The following is a 22,000-nucleotide window of genomic DNA, read 5'->3' as shown; positions in this document are numbered from 1 at the left end:
TCGATTGATGGCCTTTAAATGTCACTTTAGTATCAGCCGATTACTGCGTGTCAGAGAGAAGACCATGAAAGCAACGGGTAGGTCGTTATGCGATTTTTTTGAGCGGACGGCGGCTGAAGAGCGACTGCTGGATTGTGTCAAACAGGGGAAAATAGCGCAGTTGAGCCCCGTTCGCCCCAATCATTCGTCTATCGACAATCGAGTGAGCGCCGATTTTTTACGTTTTTTGTTGTTAGGTGGGGATGAGAGCGCGCCTGTTCATGAGCGTGGTGTTCAACTGCAGGGTGCCTACATTGAGGGCAAGTTGGACATGAACGGTACTACCCTGCAACAGGGTATCAACTTAAGCCATTGTACTTTCAGCGAGTCGCCAGACTTTACTGACACACAGGTTTCAGGGTCAATAAATCTACGTGATTCCACTAGCCCCGGATTTATAGCCAATCGCCTCACCACACGCGGAATGGTCGACATGACTCGGTTCTGGTGCCGAGGACGGATGAGTGTTGATGATGCGCGCTTTGGGGGTAGTTTGATAATGGCTGGCGCTCGCTTGCATGGGCATGGCGGAAGGTCTTTGTCTGCAGATAGAGTGGAAATTCGGGGAGCACTGAGCCTGTACGGCGGGACCGTTGCGGATGGTGAAGTTTCCTTGCAGGGTGCACAGATTCTTGGGGTGGTGGATTGTTCGGGTAGCTGTTTCTATGGTAGCGATGGGAATGCAATAAATTTAGATCATTCGCAGTTGGGCGAAGAACTTAATTTGGCCAAGGGTTTTTCTGCCGTCGGCGCAGTGCGCGTGGCAGGGGCCCAAGTAGAGGGTGCGCTGAATTGCTTTGATGCAACGCTGGATGGTCAGGGTGATACAGCGTTATGGTTTGATGCGGCTTGCATCAAGGGGAATGTATATCTGAATGGTGGTTTTAAAGCGCGCGGACGTATAAGTTGCAAAGGCGCAATCATCGAGGGGCAACTTAATTGTATCGGTGCCAGTCTGGATGGCTGTGGGGGCGTCGCTTTTTCGGCTGATGGTGCTCATGTAAAGCAGGATGTGGTATTCCGCAGGGGTTTTTCTGCAGTCGGTGCAGTCCGATTACTGGGTGCAAAAATAGCGGGACAGTTGATTTGCAATGGTCGATTCGATGGTGACGGTGAAGAAGCACTTCATGCGGACGGTGTAGTGGTTGGCGGCGGTACGTTTCTGGGGACGGATTTTTCTTCGAATGGCCCTGTTCGCTTAATGTTCGCGGAGATTGCTGGGCAACTGGTTATTTCTGGAGGCCGTTTTGATGGCAGCGGCCAAGAAGCATTGGTTGCTGATGGCGTTATGATCAAGGGTGATTTCCACATTACCGGCAACACCCGTTTCACGGGTGAAGTTTGCTTGCTGGGGGCGCAGATTGATGATCAATTCGGTTGTAAGGATGTTGTGTTCGATGGCGCTGGCGGTGATGCAGTCTCTGCAGATGGGGGGGTGATAAAAGGAAATGTCATTCTATCTGAAGGATTCCAAGCGTATGGGACCGTTCGCATGGTGGGTGCACAAATTGGGGGTGACTTAAACTGTAATACTGCGAGATTAGATGGTTTTGGGCGGGTTGCTCTTGATGCGGATCGAGTATTAGTTGATGGTAGCGTGAGTTTGCAAAATGGCTTTCGGTCGGAGGGGGGCGTTAGGTTTCGAGGGGCGCAGATTGCGGGTGAATTGAATTGCAGTGCCGCAGGGCTAGGAGGGAAGAGCGGTACTTCTCCGTTTTTGCTGGACAACATGCGCCTGGGAGGAAAATTGGTGTTGCGCGCCCTTGAGTCTCCATTGAGCAATGCTTCCTTCACAGGCGCTGACATTAGTGTATTAGATGATGATGAGGGAACGTGGGGGAACAATATTGCCCTTAATGGTTTTGTCTACGCCGCTTTCTCGTCGGGGGCAGTGGTGAATGCGACTTTTCGGGCGAGTTGGTTGGACAAGCAAGTTGCCAATATGGCTGCCGTCAACGATCAATCCAATCCTGCAAATGATTTTCGCCCGCAACCGTGGCGACAATTACAGAAAGTGCTGGTTGAGATGGGGCACAGCGCCGAAGCGCGAGACGTGGGCATAGCGTTCGAACGCAGGCTACGCGATATCGGCCACGTGGGCCAATCCCCTGAAAACTGGTGGCCATGGGCGGGTCGAATCTACACCGCCACAAGTAGAGCCTTGCACTGCCTTTACGGTCTATTGACCGGGTTCGGTTACCGCCCGATGCAATTGTTGATCTGGTTTCTAGCAATGTGGTTAATCTGTGCTGGCATTTACTGGTATGCAGCTTTGCACAAACGGGTCTTCGCCCCCAGCAACCCGCTGGTGTTCCAGAATGAGGCCTACTTCGATTGTCGCCCCGACCGCGGCGACGCTTGGCGGGGAGCCAATCCTGGGCAGGAGATGCCGCCCACCTACTACGGTGAAGGCAACTGGTACCTGTGCCAAACCCTGCGTGAGGAGTACACCGGCTTCAGCCCCCTGGCATATTCTCTGGATGTACTGATGCCCCTGGTCGACCTGCAGCAGGAGTCGGACTGGGCGCCGCTGGTACCGACACCCAAGCAAGGCTATTGGGACGAGTTCACGTCATTTGGCTGGAAGCATTTCATACGCCTGCTGATCTGGTTCGAGATTCTGGTTGGCTGGGGTATCAGCTTGCTGATGGTAGCCATTGTCTCCGGCCTGGCGCGCCGCAGCGAGTAGTACTCTGGAGCTGCCGATATCCCACGGATATCGGCGGCCCTGTTCGATAGTATTCAACTTCTCAGCGCTCCATGGCTAGGCTGAACGGCCCATCAGGAGACTGCTTGTGACCCCATTCAGAACCGTACTCATCACCGGCGGCGCCCGTGGCCTGGGCCTGGCCTATGCCCGTGCCCTGGCACAAACCGGTGCGCAGGTGGTAATCAGCGACCTGGGCACCGACCGCGAGGGGCGTGGCAGCGATGCTTCGATTACCGAGAGCGCCGCCGAGCTGTTGCGCAATGAAGGCCATCAGGTTGTTGGCCACAGCGCTGACCTTGGTGATGAACAAGCCTGCCGGCAATTGATTGCCAAGGTACTCGACACTTTTGGTGGCCTCGACGCGCTGATCCACAATGCCGGCTGGGTCGGTTACCAGAACATCGAAGACTGCAGCAGCGACTTTATCGAGCGCGCCCTGGCCATTAACGTGCATGCGCCGTTGTGGCTGAGCAAGCACGCCTGGCCGGCACTCAAGGCCTCTGGCAGCGGGCGTATCGTGCTCACTACTTCGGACCGTGCGATGTACCTGCGCCATGCGCAAACCGGCCTTGGCGCTTATGCCGCCGGCAAGATGGCGCAACTGGGGATCATGAACGCCCTGGCCGCCGAGGGCGCCGAACACGGGATTGCGGTCAACGCGATTTCGCCGGTGGCGCGCACGCGCATGTGGGGCCAGCAGGGCGAGCCCGAAGACCTCAAGCCCGAGTGGGTCGTACCCGGCGTGTTGTACCTGGCCTCGGCAGATTGCCAGGACAGCGGCTACATCCTGCGTGCCAGCAACGGTCAGTTCTGCGCCACGCGCTTCGAGGAAAACCCGCAGGTGGACTATCCGCGTGAGCTGCGCGGGGTGTCGGCCAGTACCGTGCGGGAGGTGCGGCAACGCTGGCAGATGATCAAAGCCATGTAATAGCGCTTGGTTTGCGCCAGGGTATTAATTAGAATCAATCTCATTTGAGTCTAATCCATCCAGGTGCGTTGACATGAGCGAAGCGGCGGGCCCCACCGAGCAGACCCTGCATGGCCTCTATCGGCAACATCGCAGCTGGCTGGAACGCTGGCTGTACCAGCGCCTGGGCAACCGTTGGGATGCCGCCGACCTCAGCCAGGACACCTTCCTGCGGGTGCTGGCCAGCCCCCAGGTGCTGAGCGAACTGCGCGAGCCGCGGGCCTACCTGCTGACGGTCGGCAAGCGCTTGCTGGTCAACTTCCACAAACGGCGCAGCCTGGAGCGCGCCTACCTCGATGCCCTGGCCACACTGCCCGAAGCACTGGTGCCTTCGCCGGAGCAGCGCTGGCTGTTGCTGGAAACCCTGCAGGCCCTGGACGAACTGCTCGACGGTTTGCCGGCAGCGGTGCGTCGGGCGTTTCTCTGGTCGCAACTCGAAGGCTTGAATTACGCACAGATCGCCGAGCGCCTGGCGGTCAGTGAACGTACGGTCAAACGCTATATGGCCCAGGCCTATGAGCATTGCTTGCTGGTTGAACCATGAACCCCATTGTCACCCGCGAATCCCGGCAACTGGCCCGCACTGCTGCGCGCTGGCTGGCCCTGCTCGATTCCGGGCGGGCCAGTGCAGAGGATATGCAGCGCTTGCAGCACTGGCGCGCGGCCAGTCCGCAGCACGAGCAGATCTGGCAGCGCGCCGAAGGCTTGCGCCAGCGTTTTCAGGACTTGCCGCCGGCCGTCGCCATGGCCAGCCTCGACCGCCCCGAAAGCCAGCGGCGAACCCTGCTCAAGCGCGGCCTGGCCTTGGCCTTGCTGTTGCCCGCCGGCTGGCTGCTCAGCCAGCAGACGCCGCTACAGGCCTTGCGCGCCGACGTGCGTACCGCAGTGGGCGAACGCCGTGGCGTGCGCCTGGCCGAGGGCAGCCTGCTGCAGTTGAACACCGCCACGGCCGTCAACCTTGACCTGGCTCACCAGCGCCTGACCTTGGTCGAGGGCGAAATCGCCCTGAGCACCAGCCGCGCCCAGGCGCTTCAGGTTGAGCTCGGCATGGCCCGGGTCAGCGTCGGTCAGGCCCAGGTCTGCCTGCGCCGCGACGCCGAGCAGTGCCGCATCGCGGTGCTGCAGGGTGCAGTGCAGGTACAGCCGCGCCAGGGCCCGGCGCTGGCCTTGCAGATCGGTGATCAGTTGACCATTACCGCCGACGGCAGTGGCGCAATGGACCGTTTCGACCCGCATCAGCCGGATTGGCGTGACGGTGTACTGAGCGTCGACAACCAGCCACTGGGACAGTTCTTGCGTGAGCTGTCGCGTTATCGCCCGGGCTGGCTGCGCTGGGACCCGGCGCTGGAGTCGCTGAGGGTCACCGGCACGTTCCGCCTGGATGACACTGACCGGGTGCTGGCCCTGCTGGCGGCCAGCCTGCCGGTAGCGGTGCAGGCGCGCAGCCGCTACTGGGTGACCCTGGTGGCCCGTGAGAAAACCGTGTGAGCGGCGCTGAACTGTTCGTCGCCTGACATTTTTACCAGTAGCGTACTGAGGCGTTGTTGGTGATGATGCCGGTTCAAAGGCTGGAGCCATGCCGACATGGACGAGAACAACAAAGAGCGCCTTCGCCTGTATCAACCTGGAGACACCGTGGTGCTATACGGCTGTTTTGCCGCCGAATACGGAGTGATGGACACCCAGTCCGGCGAGGTGCGCAGCATCGACTGGTACGCCCACCAGTTGCGGCTGTATTTCGCCTGTGATGATGAATGCCGCTGCATTCCATTCGCCAGTATCACTGCGGTGCTGGCACCGGGTCGTTGTAGCGTCGCCGCAGGTGATCAGGGCTGAGCGTGCGGCAGATCCAGCAACTGCTCAAGGAGCGTGACGGGCAGGAGGTGTGAAGGCTTGTTATCCTGCCGGCTGCACTCGCAGGGATGCCATCATGGAAATACCGTCGTCGCACATCATCCACCAGACCGAGCACTGGATCCTCAACCATCACCTGGCCTCGGCCTTGCCCGGATACCTGATGCTTGGCGCCAGCGCTGGCGCCGGTTCGCTGGCCGACTTGCCGGCTGCGGCGCTGGCCGAGCTGGGTGGTTTGCTGGCGACCATCCAGCGGGTAATGGAAACCACCCTTGAACCGAAATGGCTGTACATCAGCCGCTACGGCCACATGCCCGGCTTGCCGCTGCATTTTCACTTCATTCCGGTGTACCCCTGGGTCGAGGCCTTGTTCTGGGAAGATGCGCGTTATCGACGGCTGCAGGATTTCGCCGGCCCTGGCTGCCCGGAAACCGCCACCGATGGCGCCGAGCTGACGTTGTACATCTGGCGCGAGTTTGCTGAAAACCCGACGCCGCCAGCGATTGAAGGGCCATCGATCGGGCAGGTGATCGAGCGGTTGAGGTTGGCTTTTTAGCGAGCGCCTTGCGCTCGATCGCTGGCAAGGCCAGCCCACAGGGCGCGTTACGATGGCTATTTCAGGGCCTTGGCCAGTTGCCAGACTGCGGTGTCGATTTCACTGGCTGTCAGCGATGAATAGCCCAGCAGCCAGCCCTGCTGCTTGTGTTCACCGGCATACAAACGGCTGAGCCCGGGCAGCTGCACGCCGGCGCGGGCGGCCAGATTAATGGTGTGTTGCTCTGACCAGCCTGGCTCGAGCAAGCAGGGAATCTGCAGGCCACCCGGTGGGCGCATGGCGGTGACGATGCCCGCCAGGTGCTTGCCAATGGCATCAAGCAGGCAGGCCCGGCGCCCGGCGTAGAGTTTGCGCATGGCACGCACATGGGCGTTGTAGTGGCCGTCGTCCATGAAACGCGCCAGGGTCAGTTGCAGCACCTGCGGCGTGTGCCCGTCGATGATGCTGCGCGCCGCGCTGAACGGCGCTACCAGTTCGGGCGGCAATACCATGTAGCCGATGCGCAGGCCAGGGTAGAGGGTCTTGCTGAAGGTGCCGATGTAAAGGGTGCGCTGATGGCTGTCCAGGCCCTGCACGCAGGCGGTCGGCAGGCCGTCGTAGTGGAACTCGCTGTCGTAGTCGTCCTCGATGATCCACTTGCTGTTTTGCGCCGCCCAGTTGACCAGCTCCAGGCGCCGCGCAAGGCTCAGGGTCGCGCCCGTGGGGTACTGGTGCGACGGCGTGACGTAAACGCAACTGGCACCGCTGCGGTCGGCAAGCAGCAGGTCGGTGCGGATGCCGTGGGCGTCGACGTCGATCGGTACGATCCGCGCTTGCGCCGCTTCAAAGGCTTTCTTCGCGCCAAAGTAGCCGGGGTTCTCCAGCAGGATCGGCTTGCCGGCGTCCACCAGCATCTGTGCGCACAGGAACAGCGCCTGGCGAGTACTGCTGAGCACCAGCACCTGCTCGGGCGCCACTTTGGCGCCGCGCTCCAGGTTCAGGTAGGTGGCGATGGCCTTGCGCAGGGCCTCGCTGCCCTGTGGGTCGCCGTGCAGCAGGACGTTGCCGCGGTGGTCTTTCACGGCCTGGCGCTGCAGGCGTTCCCAGACCTCAAGCGGGAACGAGCGGGTTTCCGGCAGGCCGGTGGCGAAGGCCTTGATCACCTGTTGGTCGCTGACGCCGCCGGTGTCGAACAAGGTGCGCCCGCGCTGGCTCAAGCCCTGGCCGGGTTCGAGGTCACTGCGTTTTTGCCCCTGTGTCCTGATGCGCCGTTGCGCGCTACCGCGCAATTGAGCGCCGAGGTTGTCCGACACATAACTGCCCGAGCCCGCGCGGCGGACGATGTAGCCATCGCGCTGCAGTTGCACGTAGGCGTTCTCGATGGTGTCGCGGGCGACGCCCAGCGAGGTGGCCAGGGCGCGGCTGGCCGGCAGCTTGACGCCGCCGGCCAGGGCGCCTTCAAGGATCAACGCGCGCAGCGCACGCTGGATGCGCTGGTGCAGGTCCAGCGCTGCGAACTCGGCGTCATTGACGCGAATCCTCAGGGTTTCAAGCTCGAACGTGGTTGCCATGCGGTCTGCCGTAACGGTGGAAACTGGCGAGATAGAGCGGGCCAGTCTATTCGTCCGGGCGTTGACCTGTCAGCATGGGCGGGTACTTGCCCTGACAACGAGGTCATCTGTGAAATACGCCATTGCCCTGCTACTGAGCCTGATGCCGCTGCTGGCCAGCGCCGCCGAAGTCGGCGAACGCCTGGCGCCTTTTACCTTGCTCGACCAGCACGACCAGGCCTACAGCCTCAACGAACAGACCCGCGTGCTGCTGGTGGCGCGCAACATGGACGGTGCCAAGCTGGTGCAGGTCGCGGTCGGTGAACAGCCCCAGGGCTACCTGGAAGCGCGCGATGTGGTGTTCGTCGCGGACATCCAGCGCATGCCGGCGCTGGTCAGCAAGCTCTTCGCGATCCCGGCCATGCGCGATTACAGCTACCGGGTGGTGCTGGACCGCGACGGCAAGGTGGTTGCACGCTATCCGGGCGCTGAAGGCCAGGTGCTGTGGATTCAACTGGAGCAGGGCAAGGTGGTAGCGCAGAAGGAATATGCCAGTGCCGAGGCGTTGGCCTCAGCGCTCGAGGCTGTGCCGCAGCAGTGAATATGGGGCTGCATTGCAGCCCATGGCTGGCAAGTTCAGCTCCCGGAACTGCCAGCAGGCACAAATCCTAGAGCGGCACCTGCAAGGTGGTCTTGACCCGCTCCAGCACCACGATGGTCCGAAACCACTTCACATTCGGATTGTCGTGAAACAGCCGCTGGGCGATGTCCTGGAACACGGTCATGCTCGCCACCGTCAGCACCAGCAAAAAATCGGCATCGCCGGTGACGTAGTAGCACTGCTGAATCTGTGGCCCCGAGAACGCGCGCTTCATGACTTCCAGGTCCGCCGACTGGGTGCGGTCGGCGTGCACCTCGACCATCAGGGTAATCACCTGGCCGACTTTGTCCGGGTTGATCACTGCGGCATTGGCCTGGATTACCCCGGCCTTTTTCAAACGCTGGATACGCCGCTGCACCGAGGCCGTAGACAGGTGCACCTGCTCGGCCAGTTCGCGCAGGGGCTGACTGTTGTCGCGCTGCAGGGCGGCGAGCAGGGCAAGGTCGAACTCATCCAGGTCCATGCAAAAATTTCTCATCTTGAGGGGTGAAAACGAGGGCACTTATCAGTGGCTGCGGAATAAATTATCACCCTCTGCTGGTCCTCATTAAGGAATTTGCAATGACCGCGCATAACTCCACGTTGGGCGTCGTGCTCAATGTCCTCGCCTCGATGCTGTTCGCGGTGATGTACGCCTACACCAGCCTGCTCGCGCCGCTGGACGGCGCCGAAATCTATGGCTGGCGGATCCTTCTGACCGTGCCGTGCCTGACCCTGATGGTGATCGCCAGCGGGCACTGGCCGCAGGTGCGGCGGATATTCCTGCGCCTGTTCGAAGAGCGCTGGTTCTGGGCGATTCGCCTGGTGTCGGCAGTCTTGCTCGGGGCACAGCTGTGGCTGTTCATGTGGGCACCGATCAATGGTTATGGCCTGGACGTATCGCTGGGCTACTTCCTGATGCCGCTGGTGATGGTGATCGTCGGTCGCCTGGCCTTCAAGGATTCGATCAGCCGCCTGCAATTGCTGGCCTGTGCCCTGGCGGCGCTGGGCATCATCAACCAGATCGCCATCGCCAAGGCGATCTCCTGGCCGGTGCTGGTGGTGTCGCTGGGCTACCCGCTGTACTTCTGGCTGCGCCGAGTGACCGACACCAACAACATGGGCGGGCTGTGGTTCGACATGAGCCTGAGCCTGCCGGTGAGCCTGTATTTCGTGCTCAAGGGCGGGGTAGTGCTCGGCCTTGCCGGAGCAGCTTCGAGCCTGCCCTGGCTGGTGCTCGGCCTGGGGGCGATCAGCGCTGCGGCCCTGGGCTTGCAGGCGTTGTCGGCGCCGCGGCTGAACCTGACCCTGTTCGGCCTGCTGATTTATGTCGAGCCGGTGCTGCTGGTGGTCGCCGCAGTGCTGCTGGGCGACAGCATCGCCCCGGCGCAATGGCCGACCTATATTGCCATCTGGCTGGCGGTGCTGGTGCTGGTGGTGGAGGGCGGTTTAAGCCTCAACGGCAATCGCCGCGGTTACTCGCCCAGCCGCTGCTCGCGCGAAGGCGGGTAGCCGAAGTAGGCGCAGTAGCACTTGCTGAAGTGCGAGACCGAGACAAAACCGCAGGCAATCGCCACGTCCATCAGCGGCAGGTCGGAATACTGCAGCAGGCGCCGGCTCTTGGTGATGCGCAGTTCCATGTAGTAGCGGCTCGGCGAGGTGCCCAACTGTGCCTGGAACAGGCGGTCGATCTGCCGCCGCGATCGGCCGCTGTAGGCTGCCAGCTGATCGAGGCTGAGGGTCTCTTCAAGGTTGCTTTCCATTAGCTCGACGATGGTGCGCAGCGGCGCGCTCATGGTTTTCTTCTGGCTGCTGTCGACCCGGCGAAAGCGCGCGCTGGAAAATGCCAGGATCTCTTCGACACCCTCGGCCAGCGCTTCGCCATGCTGCAGCTTGAGCAGCGCCAGCATCATTTCCAGCGCGCCATTGGGGCTGGCGGCAGTCAGGCGCTCGCGGTCGAGCACAAAGCTTGCCGGGGTGATGGTGCACTGCGGGCTGCGCTCGGCCAGGCTGGCCCGTTGTTCAGGGTGGATGGTGCAGTTGTAGCCCTCCAGCACCCCGGCGCGGCCGAGAAACCAGGCACCGTTCCACAGCCCGCCGAGGGCCAGTTGGTGGGCGGCAGCATCGTTCAGCAGCTTGTCCAGCTCCGGGTACTTGAGTGGGGTACGCAGGCCGCCGCAAACAATCAGCATGTCGAGGTTGTCCAGCGCTGCGCGGTCCAGGTGCGCGGCATAAATCTCCAGGCCCAGGTCACTGGTAACCCGCTCGCTACCCAGGGAAAACGGCGAACTCAAGAACAGGTTACTCTTGAGCAGGTTGGCCGTCACCAGCACATCCATGGCCACGGTAAAGCTGGCCATGGAGAAGTTCTCCAGCAGCACAAAACCCACCTGGTACACCGGGGTCGAGGCAGCCTCGGGGTGCTTGAGGTTGAGCATGTTGCTGGTGCTGGATTTCTTGCTGAACTGGCGTGGGGTGGGCAAGGCGCGGCTCCGCGAACTGGCAGGTTGAGGCGATGATGCCAGATATTGCCCGGCCCGCAATGGCAATCAGAATGAACCCTGATCTGCTTGGCACACCTAACCTTCAGAACCCCTCTGGAGGCTACCCATGGAAAACGGTCATATCTGGATCACCCTTGCCGTATTGCTCACCCTGGTCGAACTTTGGGCCATCAAACGCATCATCGGCAGCAAAAGCCGGGCGGATCGCAAGATGTTGTGGATCGTGTTTATCGTCTTCGTACCCGTGCTGGGCCTGATCGCCTGGGCCATGGCCGGGCCGAAAGCCAGCGCGGGGGTGCCGATTTCGCGGGAGGGTTGACCCGGCGGCTGGCGACAGGGATTGTAGGGGCTGCATCCGCACTGGAAGGCACCATGACCAGCAGACACCTCGACCCTTTGCGCCAGGCCATCCGCCAGCAACCGGTGGCGCCCGCGCCCGCGCCGTGGAAACTGACTGGCCAGTTCACCGTCGCCGGCCTGCTGGAGGTGGGCTTCGACCGCGACAGCGAGCGGCTGCTGGTGGCTTCGAGTTCAGGTCGCAGTGTCATCGACTGTCGCAGCGGCGAGAAAATCGCCCGCGACCGCACCGACAACCTGGGCAGCGACCACTACCTGGAAACCCGTGGCATCGGCCCGCTCAACGAGCGGGTGATCCGCATGTCCGGCATCCAGGGTGGCGGCCTGCCGATCAGCACCAGCGATGGCTGGGTGGTGGAGAACATCACCCTGGCCTGGCCCGAGCAGCACCTGCTGCTGGTCGAGCCGGGCTCCTGGCTGCATGGCGCGCGCTATAACCGGCCGTGGCAGTTTCACACCCTGGCGATCGAAACCGAAGTGCGTGCCTTCGGGTTTTCCTACACTGGCCTGAGCCTGGTGATCGCCACGGGTGGCGAGTTGCTGATCTATGGCCGTGCGGCGGCGCTTCGCGGATGAATCGTGTTGCCTGGATTACGACCGCGTTGCGCTCGATCGCTGGCATGCCGGCTCCCATGTTGGAACTGCGGGCGCCGGACCTGTGGGAGCGGGACTTGCCCGCGATCGAGCGCGCAGCGGTCGCAATCCGGGCGCCGCTGGCGTATTTTCGATCACCGATTTGAAGACGCCGCTGCTGATGCCAACCCAATCTTTCCATCCCTGCCAATCACTCGCCGACATGCTGTTGCCGCATCTGCCTGCAGACAGCAGCGACGGCTCCCATGACCTGGCCCACATCCACCGGGTCTGGAGCAATGCCCGGCGGATTCAGGCCCGGGAGGGTGGTGATCTGTCCATCCTGCTGGCCGCCACGCTGCTGCACGATTGCGTCGCGGTCGAAAAGAACTCGCCGCTGCGCGCCCAGGCCTCGACCCTGTCCGCTGAAAAAGCTGCCCGGATACTCGCCGATCTTGGCTGGCCCGGCGAGCGCATCAGCGCTGTCGCTCATGCCGTCGCTACGCACAGTTTTTCAGCCGGCCTGCCGCCCGAAACCCTCGAGGCAAAAATCCTTCAGGACAGTGACCGTCTGGACGCCATCGGTATGGTCGGTGTGGCCCGCTGCTTCTACGTCGGTGGGCGCATGGGCTCTGCCCTGTACGATTTCACTAATCCCAGCGCGGCAGGCCGCGACTACCTGGACCACCAGTTCAGCCTCGAGCACTTTCACACCAAATTGCTGAAACTGGCCTCGGGCTTTCAAACCGGGGAGGGCGCACGCCTGGCGGCCGAGCGGCATCGGCGCCTGGAGCTGTTCGTTGCAGGCTTCATGGACGAGATTGCCGGCCCTCAAGACTGATGCGGGCCGCGCTGGAATCGTGCATTCTCGGCTGCCGAGCAATTTCAGCGAGAACCCACCGATGATCACCTGCTACCTGCGCTACGTCCTCGACCCTTACAAACTCGCCGAGTTCGAACACTACGGCAAACTCTGGATCCCGCTGGTGGAGCGCTTCGGCGGCCAGCACCACGGCTACTTCCTGCCTTCGGAAGGTGCCAACAATATCGCCCTGGCGATGTTCAGCTTTCCAAGCCTTGCCGCGTACGAACGCTACCGCCAGGACTCGATGAACGACCCCGAGTGCCTGGCCGCCTTCCAGTACGCCCAGGATACCCGGTGCATCCTCAGCTATGAGCGTTCGTTCTTTCGGCCAGTATTCGGTCGGGACTGACAAACGGCGGCTCAGCCTCTATAAGTAGGACATTTCCCACTCAATGGGAATCGAGTTTCACCTATTGAGAAAGACTGTGCACCATGGCGGCAAGGAGCACATATGACCTACACCACGCCCACCGATCGCCTGCTGCAGATCCTCGTCGCCCTTGGCCAGGCCAACGAGGCCGTGTCGGCCAAGGAGCTGAGCCTGCAACTGGACCAGCCCCTGAGCAGCACCTATCGGCACCTGAAAACCCTGCTGCGTTGGGGCCTGGCCGAAGACAACGGCCATGGCCGCTACCTGCCGGGCCCGGCCTGCCTGCAACTGGCGAAGAAGTTCGACCGCGAGGCGCTGCTGGTGTCGCTGGCCAAGCCCGAGCTCAAGCGCCTGGCCGAACTCAGCCAGGAGAGCGTGGCGCTGATGGTGCCGAGCAACGGCCAGGCTATCTGTATCGAACTGCTCGACAGCCCGCAGCCGCTGCGTTGCTGCTACCAGAAGGGCCTGGCGCAACCGCTGCGGGTCGGTGCTTCGGCGCGGGTGTTGCTGGCGCACATGGAGCCGGCACGTAGCCTGGCCATTCTCGAAGAGCAGGGCGTGGACGACGAAGCACTGGACAGCTACCGCCAGAGCTTCGTGCAGATCCGTGACCAGGGCTATGCCATCAGCCTCGGTGAAATCGACGACGGCATCTGGGGCGTCAGTGCCCCGGTGCTCGACAGCCGCAACCGCCTGCATGGCGCAATCAGCCTGATGGCCCCGGCCATCCGCGCCCGGCAGAACAGCGAGCGCCTGACCCGCTGGACCTGCGACGTGGCCCTGCGCATCGGTGCGCGGCTGGACTGAATCTACTGGAGTACCCGCATGAACAGCACTACCGCACTGCCGCTCTGGCAGGGCCGCGTCGACGCCGCAGAAGGCGCGGCGGCCCTGCGCTGGCACCAATGGGTACAGCCCTGGGCTGACCACCAACCGGCTGGCAACGCCCTGGTGGGCCTGGCCTGTGACGAAGGGGTGATCCGCAACCAGGGCCGCAGCGGCGCCCGCCAGGGGCCGCCGGCCCTGCGCAAGGCACTGGCTAACCTGGCCTGGCGCGGCCAGCGCCCGGTGTATGACAGCGGCGATTTCGTCTGCCTCGGTACTGACCTGGAAGGTGCCCAGCAGGCCTATGCCAAGCGGGTGACGCAACTGCTGGGGCAAGGGCATCTGCCGCTGGGCCTGGGCGGCGGCCACGAAATTGCCTATGCCAGTTTTCTCGGCCTGGCCGGCCATTTACGCCAGCAAGAGGCGCAGCCGCGCATCGGCATTCTCAATTTCGATGCCCACTTCGACCTGCGCCACAGCGCCCAGAGCAGCTCCGGCACGCCGTTCCGGCAGATCGCCGAATACTGCCAGCAAGCCGGCATGGCCTTCGAGTACTGCTGCCTGGGCGTCAGCGAACTGAACAATACCCAGGCACTGTTCGACCAGGCCCAGCGCCTGAACGTGCGCTATCGCCTCGACCGGCAGATGCAGCCATGGAACATCGCCGCCCTCGAAGCCTTTGTCGATGAGTTTATCAGCGGCATCGACCACCTGTACCTGACCCTCTGCCTGGACGTCCTGCCGGCCAGCCAGGCGCCTGGCGTCAGTGCCCCTTCGGCCCACGGCGTCGAGCTGATGGTGGTCGAGCATCTGGCGCGGCGCGCCAAGGCCAGCGGCAAGTTGCGCATGGCCGACATCGCCGAACTCAACCCCGGTCTTGACCAGGACCAGCGCACCGCGCGCATTGCTGCGCGGCTGCTGGCCAGCCTGGTCGACTGAAATCCTCAACCCCTATCCAACTATAAAAAGAAGAGTGTTAACCATGCTGACCCTGCAACTCGATGCTCTGACCACCGTCGCCCTGGCGCTCCTGCTGCTGGCGATGGGTGCGCAACTGAAGAAGCACAGCTACTGGCTGCGCCAGCTCTGTGTCCCGGCGCCGGTCATCGGCGGCTTTGGCTTCGCCCTGGTGGTGTGGCTGCTACGTGACCAGCAGTGGCTGGACATCAAGCTCGACACCGCCATGCAAACGCCGTTGATGGTGGCGTTCTTCACCACCGTCGGCCTGGGTGGCAGCCTTGGACTGCTGCGTCAGGGCGGCAAGATCCTGTTCATCTACCTGGGTGCCTGCTGGGGCCTGGCGCTGCTGCAGAACCTGGTCGGCGTGGGCATGGCCAAGGCCCTGGGCATCGACCCGCTGCTGGGAATCATGGCCGGCGCCGTGTCGCTGGAGGGCGGTTTTGGTGCGGCCGCAGCCTTTGGCCCGATCGCCGAGAGCCTCGGCACGGTCGGCGCCACCACCGCCGCACTGGCCTCGGCAACTTTCGGCATGGTTGCCGGTGGCCTGCTCGGCAGCCCGGTGGCACGCTACCTGATCGAACGCAAGAAACTGGTGGTACAGGCAGACCAGGTCGACGCCCTGCAAGCCCTGGAAAAAGCCAATGAAACCCCCGCCGTCAGCATCGATACGCCGGTGCTATTGCGTCTGCTGACCTGCATGCTGGTGATCATGGTGCTCGGTTTCTGGATCGGCGATGCCTTGAAGGCGCACCTGGGCATCGTCCTGCCGGTGTACGTCGGCGCCATGTTCGTCGCCATCCTGGCGCGCAACTTCAACGACCGCGCACGGGTCATCGAGATTCCCGACAATGCCGTCAGCACCCTGGGCGACATCAGCCTGGGCATGTTCCTGACCATGGCGATGATGAGCCTGAAGTTCTGGGAACTGGAGCAACTGGGCCTGCCGCTGCTGGTGATCCTGGTGGTGCAGGTGCTGATCATGGTGCTGCTGTGCATCTTCGTCTTGTTCCGCCTGTTCGGCGGCAACTACGACGCGGCGGTGCTGTGTGCCGGCTACATGGGCCATGGCCTGGGCGCGACGCCGAACGCGGTGGCCAACATGGGCGCGATCTGCGACCACTACAAGGTGTTCTCCTACAAGGCCTTCATCATCGTGCCGCTGTGCGGGGCGGTGCTGATCGACATCGTCGCCTTGCCGCTGATTACCTGGTTCATCAACGCCTTCAGCTGAGGGTGCGAGGCGGGGCGCAAGGCCCCGCCTGGTTTAGCCCAGCGCCGCCAGCCAGGCCGAGGCAATCAGCAGCAACGCCAGCAACTGATTCAGCCGCCGCACCTGCTGCGGCGAGCGCAGCAAGCGCGCACTGCCGACGCCCATCAGTGCCCAGGTGGTCATGCAGGGCAGGGCGATGAGCAAAAACAGCAGCGACAGTTTCAGCATGTGCTGCAGCGGGTCGGCATCAGCGCTGTTGAACAAGCCGATCACCGCCATCGCCATCAACCACACCTTGGGGTTTATTGCCTGCAGCAGGGCGGCGCCCAACGGGCCCAGATCGCGTGGTTGCGCTGTACTGGTCAGCGGCGTTACGCCGGCGTGGAGCAATTGCCAGCCCAGCCAGGTCAACCAGGCCACCCCGAGCCAAGTCATCAGTTGCTGCACGCGCGGATAGGTCAGCAGCACTTCGCCCAGCCCCACACCCACCAACAACAGCACCAGTGTGGCCGACAGGCAAGCGCCAAGCACCAGCGGCAGGGTGGCGCGCAGGCCGAAGCGCGCGCCATGACCGAGGATCAGGATGTTGGTCGGGCCGGGGGTGATACTGGCGACAAAGGCGAACAGGGCAAAGGGCAGCAGGTTGGGCAGCATGATCGGGCTCCGGTGCAAGGGAGGCCCATGTTCAGTGCTGGCGGGGTTTCAGTCTGGAAGCTTTGCGCAGCGGCGGCGGTAATCGGCAGGTGTGAGCCGGTAGGCGCGGCGGAACCAGCGGCCCAGGTGGCTCTGGTCGGCAAAGCCGAGGGCGGCGGCGACCACTGCCGGGCTGTCACCACGGGCCAGCCAGCGGCGCGCCTTGGCCAGGCGCAGCTGGATCAGGTAAGCATGGGGCGCCAGGCCAAAGGCGCTCTTGAAGGCACGGTTGAGGCGAAAGCGATCGACCTGGCAGGCCTGGGCCAGCTCCACCAGGCCAATGTCCTCGAAGTAATGCGCATGCAGATACTCGCGGGCCCTGCGCGCCACCTGCGGCAGGCGCGGGTCGGGGTCGATGCGTTTGCGCCACAGGGTATGGCGGGTCATGCAGCCGAGCAGCTCGTCCATTGCCGTCTGCCGGAGCATTTTCAGCTCACCGCCATGCAGCGCCTGGAAGGCCCGGGCAATGGCCCCGGACAGCTGCACGTCACTGCTCAAGGTATCGGCAAAGCTGGGCTGGCTAGCCGCTGGCGCCTGCTCGAACAACGCTTGCAGCTCGCGCTCCAGCCACTGCGGGTCGAGGTAGAGCATCGAGTAGGTGAAGCCGTCTTCGGTCGGAGCATGGCCGTCGTGGATTTCCCCGGGTTCGAGCATGAACACCTTGCCCGGGGTGCTAAAGTGCTTTAGCTGGCGGCAATGGAACTGCTGTACACCTTGCTCGGTGACACCGATCAGGTAACTGTCGTGCCAGTGCGGGTCATAGGCGTGGCCCTTGAAATGCGCGCGCACCGACTCGATGCCGGTGTCGGCGTCCTGGGCGAGATCGATCCAGTTGGGGCTGGGCACGGCGTGGCTCCGGGCAGTGAGGCGTGGGCATGCACGACCATAGCGCGTTTGCGCGGTGGGTGTTTAGAACAATTGTGCGCACGGCTCACACCGGCAACGCGCTTCGATTGGTCAAAAACCGACCGCTGATCAAGGGAAAAGCGCTTTTGCTCTTTCGACTTGAGGCAAGGGAAGGCACAATGCGTGTCCTTTTTTTGGCCGGCCTGGCCGGGGGCCTCGAAATGATCAAAACGCCGTACTACCTCATCGACAAAACCAAGCTGCTGCGCAACATGGAGAAGATCGCCTACGTGCGCGAGCAGTCCGGGGCCAAGGCCCTGCTGGCACTCAAGTGCTTTGCTACCTGGTCGGTGTTCGACCTGATGCAGCAGTACATGGACGGCACCACCTCGTCGTCGCTGTACGAGCTCAAGCTTGGCCGCCAGAAGTTCGAGGGCGAGACCCACGCCTACAGCGTGGCCTGGGCCGACGATGAAATCGAAGAGATGCTCGACAACTGCGACAAGATCATCTTCAACTCCATTGGCCAGCTGCAGCGTTTTGCCGATGCCTCCGAAGGCAAGGTCCGTGGCCTGCGCGTCAACCCGCAGGTGAGCAGCTCTGACTACCTGCTGGCCGACCCGGCGCGCCCGTTCAGCCGCCTGGGCGAGTGGGACCCGGTGAAGGTCGAGGAAGTCATCGAGAAGATTTCCGGCTTCATGTTCCACAACAACTGCGAGAACGGCGACTTCGGCCTGTTCGACCAGATGCTGTACACCATCGAAGAGCGCTTCGGCCACCTGCTGCACAAGGTCGAGTGGGTCAGCCTCGGCGGCGGTATCCACTTCACCGGCGAAGGCTATGCCCTCGACGCCTTCTGCGCGCGCCTGAAAGCCTTTTCCGAGAAGTACGGCGTGCAGGTTTACCTGGAGCCGGGCGAAGCGGCTATCACCCAGAGCGCCTCGCTGGAAGTTACCGTGCTCGACACCCTCTACAACGGCAAGCACCTGGCCGTGGTCGACAGCTCGATCGAAGCGCACATGCTCGACCTGCTGATCTACCGCCTGAACGCCAAGCTGGCACCCAGCGAGGGCGAACACACCTACATGGTATGCGGCAAATCCTGCCTCGCCGGCGACATTTTCGGCGAATACCAATTCGATCGTCCGCTGGCCATCGGCGATCGGCTGTCGTTTGTTGACGCAGCGGGTTACACCATGGTCAAGAAAAACTGGTTCAACGGCCTGAAAATGCCGTCCATCGTAGTGAAACAACTCGACGGTAGTGTCGAGCTGGTTCGTGAGTTTGGTTTCGAAGACTACTTGTCCAGCCTGTCGTAAGCTGGCAGTAAAGGAGAGCAAGAGAAATTGAAGAAGAACGTTCTTATCATTGGTGCAGGAGGTGTCGCCAAGGTGGTGGCCCACAAGTGCGCGCAGCACAACGACGAACTCGGTCGTATTGCTATCGCGTCGCGCAACATCTCCAAATGCCAGGCCATCATCGACAGCGTCAAGGCCAAGGGTAGCCTCAAGCAGCCCGCAGAGATCAAAGCCTTCTCGCTGAATGCGCTGGACGTCGAAGCGACCAAAGCGCTGATCCGCGAAACCGAATCGCAAATCGTCATCAACGTCGGTTCCGCTTTCCTCAACATGTCGGTGCTGCGTGCCTGCATCGATACCGGCGTGGCCTACCTGGACACCGCCATTCACGAAGAACCGGGCAAGATCTGCGAGACGCCGCCCTGGTATGGCAACTACGAGTGGAAACACCTCGAAGAGTGCCAACAAAAGAACGTTACCGCCATTCTTGGCGTGGGCTTCGATCCGGGCGTGGTAAACGCCTATGCGGCCCTGGCCAAGCAACAGTATTTCGACAGCATTGATTCGATCGACATTCTCGACGTCAATGCTGGATCCCATGGCAAGTACTTTGCCACCAACTTCGACCCGGAAATCAACTTCCGCGAGTTCACCGGGCAGGTGTGGAGCTGGCAGAACAGCCAGTGGACCAGCAATACCATGTTCGAAGTCAAGCGTACCGACGACCTGCCGGTAGTCGGCTCGCAGAACCTGTACCTGACCGGCCACGACGAAGTGCACTCGCTGTCGAAGAACCTCGACGTGCCGAACGTGCGTTTCTGGATGAGCTTTGGCGAGCACTACATCAACGTCTTCACCGTGCTGAAAAACCTTGGCCTGCTCAGCGAGCAACCGGTCAAGACCGCCGAAGGCCTTGAAGTAGTCCCGCTCAAAGTGGTCAAGGCCGTTCTGCCGGATCCTGCCTCGCTGGCTCCGGGTTACACCGGCAAGACCTGCATCGGCGACCTGGTCAAAGGCACCAAGGACGGCCAGCCACGCGAAGTGTTCATCTACAACGTAGCGGACCACGAAGAGGCTTACGCCGAAACCGACAGCCAGGGCATTTCCTACACCGCAGGCGTACCACCCGTAGCGGCAGCGCTGCTGGTTGCCCGTGGCGAGTGGGATGTGCAGCGCATGGTCAACGTCGAGGAGCTGCCAGCCGAGCCGTTCCTCAAGGCGCTGGACGTGATGGGCCTGCCGACTCGGGTCAAAGACGAGAACGGCGACCGTCCGTGGAACTAAGCTGCGCACGGTAAAAAAGCCGGGTGCGCCCTGTCGGGCGTAGCCGGTGAACGGTCGAGGCGCCGACCTGGCGCCTCGATTCAGAGTAAGTGGCTGTTTTAACAACAATTTGTTTGCCCGGGGGCTTCCCAGATGCAATCAAGTTTGTTAAATTGCCAACCATTCTTGCAACGGCCCTCACGGGGCTGGCAGCGAAGGCCCGCAACTTCCCAGGTTGCACCGCGCTGCATCATCGCAAGCGAGTGCCAGGCACTCATCGCTACAGCTACAGGGGCGTCGCCAAGCGGTAAGGCAGCAGGTTTTGATCCTGCCATGCGTTGGTTCGAATCCAGCCGCCCCTGCCATTTTCTCGTTGCACATTCCCAATACTTACGCACTTCCTGGCACAAACAGCACGACCACGCACAGCGCGTAGATAGAAAGCAGCGTATTCATCTTCAAACCTTGAAAACCGGGAGCGCGTTCATCGCCCGGAGTGCCCGGGCGTGTATAGACCAACGGCGCTCGCCGGTGTCTACAAGGCTTAGAACGTGGCTTTCACCTGCAGGCCGAGCACCAATGCGTTGTCGATGTTGTCTCCCGAAAACGCCCCCGGCTCGATGATGTACTGCACATCCGGGCGCAGGGTCAGCCAAGGGGTGGCCTGGTAGCCGTAGCTCAGTTCGATCAACTGCTCGGCGCTGTCCAGGTTGGGGTAGGCAACCCCTGCGGCCACGGCAGCGTCTTGCTGCACATCACGGCTGCGCGGGTTGGGCACGGCGCGGCCATAGCCCAGGGCAAGCGTGTCACGCGGGCGACCTTCGAACGGCTTGTACAACACCACGCCTGCGCCATACCACTTGCTGAACGGCGAGGCGGCAGCGCTGGCGGCCGAGTACTGGCCAAAGGCATGCAGACTGCGGCCCTCGGTGCCTTGCGAGGCCCAGACGGCCTGATCCACCAGCAGGTAATGGCCGCCACGGCCGGACACCTCTTTATCGCTGCCGATGCGTTTTACATCGGAGCTGTCATAGTAGTAACCGAGCTTGTACTCACCCGGCAGTTCGCCGGCAAGCTTATACACCAGCTCCACCGGGACCACGGTGCCGGTGGTGTGCTTGGGACCCAGGTGCCAGGCGCGGCTGGAGTTGCCGTTGCTTTCGGGGTCGACGTTGAACGCCGCCACGCGCAGTTGCCAGGCCGGCGACAGGTCGTATTTGACCCGCACGCCCAGATGCGCGTTGGGGTAGTTGGTCCAGCCGCTGCCGCCGGACATGTTCAGCGGATGGCCGCAGAAGCCGGCGTTCATGAAGTTGCAGAGGATGCCGCTGTCGAGGCCGCCGAGGTCGTTGCCCATGGCCATGTAGCCGAGCTTGACGTTCAGCGCCGGGGTCAACAGGCTGCGCTCGTAGCTCAGTTCAGTCAGGCGGGTGTAGAGGCCGCCGTAGTTTTCCTGAATCGGCAGGCGGTTGCCCACCAGGTCTTCGGAGGCGCTGTTGCCGCGGCGGTCGTTGACCGTCAGCTGGACTTTGCCGCCGTTGTCCAGGCCGTACAGCTTGCCCAGGTCGAACTGCACGCCTAGCTTGAGGTTCTGCGAGTAACGCGCCGAGCGGTGCAGGCCGCCATCGGCGTTGTAGGCGGTTTCGCCGCTGTAGTCGCCAGTGAACTTGATGCCCTGTTCGTCGAGCTGATGGCGCAGGCCGCCCCAGTCGCCGGTCAGGGTGTTGCGGGTCATCAGGTCGTCGGCCAGGGTTGTGGAGCTGGCCAGGGCCAGGGCCAGGAGCAGGGCAGGGGTGATGCGAGAAGCGCGGGGCATTGCGGGGTATTCCTGGGAGGTCGGTAAAAGTCCCATCGCGGGGGAAGCCCCCCCCCCCCCGGGGCGGGGGTGTACCCCCCGGGGGGGCTGCGGGTTTATGGCCCGCCGAGGGCAAAAAAAAGTAG

23 protein-coding genes and 1 tRNA gene are annotated in these 22,000 nt (G+C 62.4%); 18 read left to right on the top strand and 6 right to left on the bottom strand.

Features of this window, described 5'->3' with window-relative positions; translation table 11 throughout:
• Positions 1–64 precede the first annotated feature (64 nt).
• The 6 genes from ABIE20_RS23850 (at position 65) to ABIE20_RS23825 (ending at position 6,126) form a co-directional block, all read left to right on the top strand.
• Entirely contained in the window at positions 65–2,728 is a 2,664-nt protein-coding gene (locus tag ABIE20_RS23850; protein WP_429507758.1) for a hypothetical protein, read from the top strand.
• Positions 2,729–2,834: 106 nt separating this feature from the next.
• Complete coding sequence (locus ABIE20_RS23845; protein WP_429507756.1) at positions 2,835–3,677, top strand: SDR family NAD(P)-dependent oxidoreductase; 843 nt, start codon at positions 2,835–2,837, stop codon at positions 3,675–3,677.
• A 73-nt stretch (positions 3,678–3,750) separates the two neighbouring features.
• Complete coding sequence (locus ABIE20_RS23840) at positions 3,751–4,260, top strand: sigma-70 family RNA polymerase sigma factor (protein WP_429507755.1); 510 nt, start codon at positions 3,751–3,753, stop codon at positions 4,258–4,260.
• Positions 4,257–5,204, top strand: coding sequence for a FecR domain-containing protein (locus ABIE20_RS23835; protein ID WP_429507753.1), 948 nt, complete (start codon positions 4,257–4,259; stop codon positions 5,202–5,204). The genes ABIE20_RS23840 and ABIE20_RS23835 overlap by 4 nt, the downstream gene beginning before the upstream one ends.
• A 96-nt stretch (positions 5,205–5,300) precedes the next feature.
• Entirely contained in the window at positions 5,301–5,552 is a 252-nt protein-coding gene (locus ABIE20_RS23830) for a hypothetical protein (protein ID WP_429507751.1), read from the top strand.
• A 94-nt stretch (positions 5,553–5,646) separates the two neighbouring features.
• Positions 5,647–6,126, top strand: a complete 480-nt coding sequence (locus tag ABIE20_RS23825) for an HIT family protein (protein WP_429507749.1) — start codon at positions 5,647–5,649, stop codon at positions 6,124–6,126.
• A 56-nt stretch (positions 6,127–6,182) separates the two neighbouring features.
• Here the strand turns inward: ABIE20_RS23825 and ABIE20_RS23820 are convergent, their stop codons facing one another.
• Positions 6,183–7,676 (bottom strand): PLP-dependent aminotransferase family protein, encoded by a 1,494-nt coding sequence (locus ABIE20_RS23820; protein WP_429507748.1) that lies wholly within the window; start codon positions 7,674–7,676, stop codon positions 6,183–6,185.
• 109 nt (positions 7,677–7,785) lie between these two features.
• Here ABIE20_RS23820 and ABIE20_RS23815 point away from each other — a divergent pair, with 109 nt between their 5' ends.
• Positions 7,786–8,256 carry an FAD/FMN-containing dehydrogenase gene (locus ABIE20_RS23815; protein WP_429507747.1) on the top strand — a complete coding sequence of 157 codons (471 nt, stop codon included), beginning with the start codon at positions 7,786–7,788 and terminating at the stop codon, positions 8,254–8,256.
• Between the two features lie 67 nt (positions 8,257–8,323).
• On the opposite strand, the gene ABIE20_RS23810 is transcribed toward ABIE20_RS23815, so the two are convergent.
• On the bottom strand, positions 8,324–8,779 hold the full coding sequence (locus ABIE20_RS23810; RefSeq protein WP_429507746.1) for an Lrp/AsnC family transcriptional regulator: 456 nt from the start codon (positions 8,777–8,779) through the stop codon (positions 8,324–8,326).
• A gap of 98 nt (positions 8,780–8,877) precedes the next feature.
• Here ABIE20_RS23810 and rarD point away from each other — a divergent pair, with 98 nt between their 5' ends.
• Positions 8,878–9,807, top strand: coding sequence for an EamA family transporter RarD (rarD, locus tag ABIE20_RS23805; protein ID WP_429507745.1), 930 nt, complete (start codon positions 8,878–8,880; stop codon positions 9,805–9,807).
• Here rarD and ABIE20_RS23800 read toward each other — a convergent pair.
• The gene (locus tag ABIE20_RS23800; protein WP_429507743.1) at positions 9,771–10,778 is read right to left on the bottom strand and encodes a GlxA family transcriptional regulator; all 1,008 of its coding nucleotides are present in this window, start codon (positions 10,776–10,778) and stop codon (positions 9,771–9,773) included. The two genes, rarD and ABIE20_RS23800, sit on opposite strands and share 37 nt — an antisense overlap.
• 127 nt (positions 10,779–10,905) lie before the next feature.
• Between ABIE20_RS23800 and ABIE20_RS23795 the strand changes: the two genes are divergently transcribed.
• The 7 genes from ABIE20_RS23795 to gltS all read left to right on the top strand — a co-directional run bounded on the left by ABIE20_RS23795 (position 10,906) and on the right by gltS (position 15,980).
• Positions 10,906–11,118 carry a PLD nuclease N-terminal domain-containing protein gene (locus ABIE20_RS23795; protein ID WP_429507742.1) on the top strand — a complete coding sequence of 71 codons (213 nt, stop codon included), beginning with the start codon at positions 10,906–10,908 and terminating at the stop codon, positions 11,116–11,118.
• Between the two features lie 53 nt (positions 11,119–11,171).
• Positions 11,172–11,732 (top strand): hypothetical protein, encoded by a 561-nt coding sequence (locus ABIE20_RS23790; protein WP_429507740.1) that lies wholly within the window; start codon positions 11,172–11,174, stop codon positions 11,730–11,732.
• Between the two features lie 178 nt (positions 11,733–11,910).
• Positions 11,911–12,570: an HD domain-containing protein gene (locus ABIE20_RS23785; RefSeq protein ID WP_429507835.1), complete on the top strand. Its 660-nt coding sequence runs from the start codon at positions 11,911–11,913 to the stop codon at positions 12,568–12,570.
• Between the two features lie 61 nt (positions 12,571–12,631).
• Complete coding sequence (locus ABIE20_RS23780; RefSeq protein WP_429507738.1) at positions 12,632–12,943, top strand: NIPSNAP family protein; 312 nt, start codon at positions 12,632–12,634, stop codon at positions 12,941–12,943.
• A 102-nt stretch (positions 12,944–13,045) separates the two neighbouring features.
• Positions 13,046–13,771, top strand: coding sequence for an IclR family transcriptional regulator (locus ABIE20_RS23775; RefSeq protein ID WP_429507737.1), 726 nt, complete (start codon positions 13,046–13,048; stop codon positions 13,769–13,771).
• Positions 13,772–13,789: 18 nt separating this feature from the next.
• Positions 13,790–14,728, top strand: coding sequence for a formimidoylglutamase (gene hutG / locus ABIE20_RS23770; protein ID WP_429507736.1), 939 nt, complete (start codon positions 13,790–13,792; stop codon positions 14,726–14,728).
• Positions 14,729–14,771: 43 nt separating this feature from the next.
• The gene (gltS, locus tag ABIE20_RS23765) at positions 14,772–15,980 is read left to right on the top strand and encodes a sodium/glutamate symporter (RefSeq protein ID WP_429507734.1); all 1,209 of its coding nucleotides are present in this window, start codon (positions 14,772–14,774) and stop codon (positions 15,978–15,980) included.
• 33 nt (positions 15,981–16,013) lie between these two features.
• Here gltS and ABIE20_RS23760 read toward each other — a convergent pair whose 3' ends face one another.
• The gene (locus tag ABIE20_RS23760; RefSeq protein ID WP_429507833.1) at positions 16,014–16,610 is read right to left on the bottom strand and encodes a LysE family translocator; all 597 of its coding nucleotides are present in this window, start codon (positions 16,608–16,610) and stop codon (positions 16,014–16,016) included.
• A 51-nt stretch (positions 16,611–16,661) separates the two neighbouring features.
• On the bottom strand, positions 16,662–17,498 hold the full coding sequence (locus tag ABIE20_RS23755) for an AraC family ligand binding domain-containing protein (protein ID WP_429507732.1): 837 nt from the start codon (positions 17,496–17,498) through the stop codon (positions 16,662–16,664).
• Positions 17,499–17,719: 221 nt separating this feature from the next.
• Here ABIE20_RS23755 and nspC point away from each other — a divergent pair, with 221 nt between their 5' ends.
• The 3 genes from nspC (at position 17,720) to ABIE20_RS23740 (ending at position 20,424) form a co-directional block, all read left to right on the top strand.
• Positions 17,720–18,817, top strand: a complete 1,098-nt coding sequence (nspC, locus tag ABIE20_RS23750; RefSeq protein WP_429507832.1) for a carboxynorspermidine decarboxylase — start codon at positions 17,720–17,722, stop codon at positions 18,815–18,817.
• Between the two features lie 27 nt (positions 18,818–18,844).
• A complete protein-coding gene (locus ABIE20_RS23745; protein ID WP_036996162.1) occupies positions 18,845–20,080 on the top strand; it encodes a saccharopine dehydrogenase family protein in 1,236 nt (411 codons plus the stop codon).
• Positions 20,081–20,349: 269 nt separating this feature from the next.
• Positions 20,350–20,424, top strand: a tRNA-Gln gene (locus tag ABIE20_RS23740).
• A 179-nt stretch (positions 20,425–20,603) separates the two neighbouring features.
• On the opposite strand, the gene ABIE20_RS23735 is transcribed toward ABIE20_RS23740, so the two are convergent.
• Positions 20,604–21,875 carry a carbohydrate porin gene (locus tag ABIE20_RS23735; RefSeq protein WP_429507730.1) on the bottom strand — a complete coding sequence of 424 codons (1,272 nt, stop codon included), beginning with the start codon at positions 21,873–21,875 and terminating at the stop codon, positions 20,604–20,606.
• Between the last annotated feature and the right edge of the window lie 125 nt (positions 21,876–22,000).

This window comes from Pseudomonas sp. 2835 (assembly GCF_050435905.1).
Classification (GTDB): Bacteria; Pseudomonadota; Gammaproteobacteria; order Pseudomonadales; family Pseudomonadaceae; genus Aquipseudomonas.
Note: the sequence above shows the minus strand (reverse complement) of the source record. Positions and strands in the feature narration are given on the sequence as shown.